At 33.0% G+C, this 5,296-nt stretch carries 4 protein-coding genes and 1 other RNA gene; 2 read left to right on the plus strand and 3 right to left on the minus strand.

Features of this window, described 5'->3' with window-relative positions; genetic code table 11:
- On the plus strand, positions 1–1,547 hold a 1,547-nt coding region (locus VIL26_05600), incomplete at its 5' end, for a hypothetical protein (protein ID HEY8390408.1).
- A 65-nt stretch (positions 1,548–1,612) separates the two neighbouring features.
- On the opposite strand, the gene VIL26_05605 is transcribed toward VIL26_05600, so the two are convergent.
- A complete protein-coding gene (locus tag VIL26_05605) occupies positions 1,613–2,332 on the minus strand; it encodes an MBL fold metallo-hydrolase (GenBank protein HEY8390409.1) in 720 nt (239 codons plus the stop codon).
- Positions 2,329–2,943 (minus strand): ECF transporter S component, encoded by a 615-nt coding sequence (locus VIL26_05610; protein HEY8390410.1) that lies wholly within the window; start codon positions 2,941–2,943, stop codon positions 2,329–2,331. The genes VIL26_05605 and VIL26_05610 overlap by 4 nt, the downstream gene beginning before the upstream one ends.
- Positions 2,944–3,123: 180 nt before the next feature.
- On the opposite strand from VIL26_05610, the gene ssrS reads away from it, so the two are divergent.
- Positions 3,124–3,327, plus strand: a non-coding RNA gene (gene ssrS / locus VIL26_05615) — 6S RNA.
- A 76-nt stretch (positions 3,328–3,403) separates the two neighbouring features.
- Here the strand turns inward: ssrS and VIL26_05620 are convergent.
- The gene (locus tag VIL26_05620) at positions 3,404–4,822 is read right to left on the minus strand and encodes an MFS transporter (GenBank protein ID HEY8390411.1); all 1,419 of its coding nucleotides are present in this window, start codon (positions 4,820–4,822) and stop codon (positions 3,404–3,406) included.
- Positions 4,823–5,296 lie beyond the last annotated feature (474 nt).

Consider the following 5,296-nt stretch of genomic DNA (forward strand, 5'->3'; position numbering starts at 1 on the left):
CTATAACAGGTATAATAAGAGGCGACAAAGATCATTTCATTGCTAATCGCCAAAACTACGGTGCACCTTCTTATCCTTATACAGAAGATCAGCCTAACACCAATTTGCTTATGATAGCCAACACTTCACCCTCAGCATATGGATATTCAACTTCAGTAAGTATTGATGCAAAAACTGATAGTGCTGACTCTTACAAAAAGATTTCAGTAAAACTTCAGACACAATTAGCTAACAAGCAATATGGCGCTGAATTGATATTAAAAAGAGATAATGTAGTTATTTCAAAATTCTCTAATATAGATACCAACGGACAATTCAAAACATTCAATTTTTATGTTAAAGGCGGTATCACATCACACACCTTGACTTTAGAAATTTGGCTTGGTGTTGAAGGTGGTTATAACAATCAATACTATGCTCAAGGTCATTTGTTTGTAGAATATGCTGATGTCTTTGCTTCAGACGAAACTGCCTATAAGAATGCTACAAGCAACTATGATTTAAGATATGATTTTTCAGTTGAAAACTTTGAAACATTTGAGCAAACTGATAAAGCATTAAAAACACCTGCTAACTGGACAGCTGTTAATCCCCTTAGCTACATAAAGACAGTTACCGCAGGTATAATCAATCTTGATGAATATGATGCGTCAGTTTTGGGAGGAATTAACAAGTCTAAGATTGGAACTGATAATCTTTCTCCTTACGCTCTTGTTATTTATAGCCCCGAACCTACAGCGTACGGAATGAAACAGTCCTTCCCTATTAGTTATACTGCTGAAAAATATTATAAAATTACCGTAAGAATAAAGACTGTAGATATTCCAGAAGGTGTTGGAGCAAGAATCGTTTTGGATTCTAACAATTACTTCAAAAATATCAACACTGAATACGAAAAAAACAACTTTGGAAACAAATTTATAGATTATTCATTTTTTGTAAATGTTGGTTCAGCGTCTTCAGTTACTCATAATCTTACTATTTGGTTAGGAGATAATTCCAAGACTTATACTTTGGCTAGAGGCTTAGTAATAGTTGACCAAATCAGTATTAATGAAATTAATGAAACCGAATACGCTAACGGTATTGCAAAATTATCTTCTGAAGATGAAGACGAAATACCTAACAATATTGCAAAAGTTGTTTTGAGTGAAACTACTGAAACTAAAAAACCTAGCGAAGATACTGATAAGAAAGCTTTTGAATGGTGGTTATTGCCTTCAATATTCTTCTCAATCTTATTAGTTCTCTGCTTAGTATTGATTATAATAAGATTTGTTCCTAAGCCTAGAAGACGCGCTAAAAAGCTCACTACAACTTATGACAGAAATCTTACCATCAACAAAACAATTAACCTGAAAAAAGAAAATCAAGCTCAGTCACAAAATAAGCTAGAAGAAGTTAAGGAAACTGAAGCTGAGCAAGAACAAACAACAGTTCAAGAAGGCGAACAAGCACAAGATGGAAAAGCTCAACCAGCTCCTAAGCTTATAAGGAGAAGAAAACATATAATACCCGATTTCAAAGATGAATTTGAAGATGATTAATTTTAAAAGGCTGTATGAAAAATACAGCCTTTTATTTTGTTTAACTTTAATTTAAAAAATCAATTTTAATTTTTTGTAAAACCGTTATGCTTTATTGTGTAAATATCGCCCTGTTTGACGCAATGAAGTCCTAATTGATTAACTTCTTCTGATATATCACATTCTGGTTTAAAGTGCGTTACAAGCAGCTTAAAAGGTTTATTTTCGGCATATTTTGCTCCCTGATACAATGACATATGAGGTGTTTGAGGAGTGTGAAATTCGCTAGGATATGCACAGTCAGCAAGCACTACATCAGCATTTTTAGTCAGGATATCAAGATTGGGATTAATGACTGTATCCCCTGTATAGCTTAAAGTAACAGAACCGTCAGTTATTTTGGCACCAAAAGTTTGTCTTGGATGAACCATTTCAATAAATGTAATTTCTTGGTCTTTTATTTTAATTGTTTTTCCATCACTAATATGAATGATATTAAAGAGCGGAAAATTTGCAATAAGACGGTATTCTAAGCTGTCTTCATTGGGCAAATAAACATTAAGTCTAAAATTATGGCTTGCGCAATAATATATCAAACTCAAAACATCAGACATATGATCACCATGTAGATGACTCAGAATCAAACCGTCAAGTTGATTTATTTCAATATATTTTTGCAGCTGAGCCAATGCTCCGCTACCGCAATCTAATAAGACTTTTGCTTCTTTTGTTTCCACAAGATAACTGCTTAATGCTCTGTCTTTTTCGGGATATGGTCCCATGCAACCCAAAACATACAATTTCATTCATGCTTCTCCTTTTCTATTGACATAATAATTTTTTTACGATCAAAAAGATTAAGTCTATTAGAAATTTTGAGCATTATATAGCCGCCCAAAACTCCAAAAAGCGTTTGAGAAAAATTAGATAAGATTAATATAGGCGACAAAACCACAGCATAGGTCAAAGCATTTGAGCTGCCTATCAAAATCAGCAAAAGTTCATAGCTTGTATAACCTATCTGCATAAATACAGATGATATTATCATTGATAAAAGAACTCTTGCACCTGATTTTTTCTTGCCTTTGATAAGCAATAATATAACTACCATCAATCCCTTAATAATAGCGGTTGCAGGCACATAATAACCAAACCCAAGAAAAATATCTGCTAGTATACTTCCCAAAACGGCCGGGATTACTGCGTAAAAGCCCAAAAACATGCAAGCTTCAAAAATAAATATATCGCCAAGATGAACGTAGCCTGTACCTATGGGAAACGCAGCAAAAGCAGTAAAAACATAAACCAAAGCACTGAAAATAGCTATGAGCGAGATATAATATATTGAAAGAGTCAAATTTTTTAATTTTCTTAAAGTTTTTTTATCTTTTAAAAAGTCATTATTATTTTGCTGCATACAATGCCTCATTGTTTTTTATATAATTAGATTTTAACACATTAAACTATTGTGTCAATAAAAAATAAGTTTGAATATATTAGTTATTGGAAATCTGTAAGTTTCTGTAAAATGACATAAAGCCCTTGATAAGAATAATGGGATATAGTATAATACACTTACAAAAAACATAAAGTATATTAGCTCCTGCGATGTGCGTTATGGCGTTAAATTTTTCCACAGTCTATTAAAGGGAGAACTAGTATAATCTAGTGGCTGTCAGGCCTCAGTAATTTCACTGATTGAAACATATCAGACAGCAGGGGAAGGCAAAAGCTAGAATCAGTTCACCCACCTGCTATGTGCGGGTAAAAGTTTGCGTCAGACGGCATAGGCGGGATTTATTTTTTAAAAATAATCTCCTTATGAAAACAACCCTTATATTAAGGGTTGTTTTTTATTTGCTCAAGTTTTTTAGTTATTAAATATTGTCTAACTTAATATTTATTTCCTGAACATCTTTTTTGGATATACCGTATTGGGCATAAAACACAATGCTTATCGCTAACACCAAAAATACGCCTATAATAACTAGCCAGCCTAGAGATGCGAAAACTCTTGTTCCCATAGGTTTGTTGACATTAAAGCCTATAATATCCAGCATGATACCAGCTAAAAAAGATGAAAGGCTTTGAGAGATTTTATATGCAAATGTCATAAATGAGTTATATGTTCCAGTTTTATTAATACCTGTCCTCTGCTGCTCTACAATAATTACGTCTCCCATCATAGAACCAGGCATTGAGAAAATTGCACCTACACCAAAACCTACAATAAGCATTCCTATTAGCAAATAGATCAATAGTTCTGCTTTTTGCACTGTGTGCAAATAATAATATAAGACAAAAATCACACCTTCATATAAAATACCTATCAAAGAAATAACAACACCCAAAATCAAAGACGGTTTCTTATCAATCTTTCTTGAAATAATCATCCAAAAAGGCTGAGAAAAGACAGTCATTACAAACAATCCGCCCAATACTATAGCGGTTTCAATAAAGGTAAATTGGAAGGTATAATTAAAAAAGTGCAGACCTATTGATGTGAGCAAAGCAGCGCTCATTAGTGATACAGCATAACCTACTACCAAAGCTCTAAAGTTTTTAACCTTGAATGCTTTGAAAAAATCAATAAAAACATCAATTATGGATTTCTTTTCTATTGTTCCAGTACGTGCTTGGATATTAAGTCTGGGCATTTGGTTATATGTTCCCATAAATGTCAGCATTCCGGTAACAAGCATAACGCATGAACCCAAATAAGCCATAGTCATATATTGTTCAGGTTTACCTTTGTCAGTAAAAACTACAGCTAACAACACCGTAGGGATAAGCATTCCTATCAAGAAAAATACTGTTTTAAAAACTTCCAAAGACGAACGGTCATCATAATCGCTGGACAATTCTAGTCCAAGTGCCTGATAAGGAGTTTGAAAAATAGTATTAAAGGTGTTAAACATCAAATTAAAAATAGTAATCCAAATGAATTTTACCCATTGCGGCAAAGCCATTGGCATTGACCATAATACAATGTTGATTATGGCAATTCCAAACATCCCAAAGAACATAAAGCCATGTCTTCGTCCAAAAAACTTACTTCGGCAACGGTCAGACAATGATCCAAAAATCGGATCCCCTGCTCCGTCCCAAATAGTACCTATGAGTATTGCTACACCCATAAGCGTACCAGACATTCCATGCGCAACCGTTCCGAAATACATCAACAAAGATGTCGCGGTCTGGGTAACCATACAGTATCCCAAACTTCCCGCGCCATACATAACCTTAGATGCGGTTGACATTATTGGCTTTTTTGCTATTTTTGTCTTTAAATACATCTCAAAATCTTTAAATCAAATAATGTTAACATTATATATTAATCAAAAAAACTTATCAAGCAAAGCGAACTTACAAGAGAAATAAAACAAGTTTAAGTTAAAAACCAAAAAGTTATTTCGATGTCCTTTTGAATTTTTCTTTATTTTTGTGATTAAAATGAATTTTGATCCTAAAATTGTGCTTAAATAACTTTGAAGATTAAAAATAATTTAAATAGTGTTATATAAAGAAAAAAAACCACTTTAAGAGTGGTTTTTTAAAAAAACTTTGTGTTAGGCTATCTATTTTAATACATTTACGCACCCTTAAGTAATTTTACGCACCCCTATTAAAATTTGTGCACCTCCACTGATTTTTACGCACCTTTAAATTAATTATTTTGGTGACATTCATTCAATATCTTTTAAAACTACAATATATCCTATTGAAAATGAAAAAAGGTCAGCAGATTGCTCTATCGACCTCATTGATTC

The sequence above is a fragment of the Clostridia bacterium genome, assembly GCA_036562685.1.
Classification (GTDB): Bacteria; Bacillota; Clostridia; order Christensenellales; family DUVY01; genus DUVY01.

What these genes read in the sequence shown, in the direction of transcription:
- VIL26_05605 (HEY8390409.1), bottom strand. Translation starts at nt 2,332, where the DNA reads ATGAAATTGTATGTTTTGGGTTGCATGGGACCATATCCCGAAAAAGAC.
- VIL26_05610 (HEY8390410.1), bottom strand. Translation starts at nt 2,943, where the DNA reads ATGCAGCAAAATAATAATGACTTTTTAAAAGATAAAAAAACTTTAAGA.
- VIL26_05620 (HEY8390411.1), bottom strand. Translation starts at nt 4,822, where the DNA reads ATGTATTTAAAGACAAAAATAGCAAAAAAGCCAATAATGTCAACCGCA.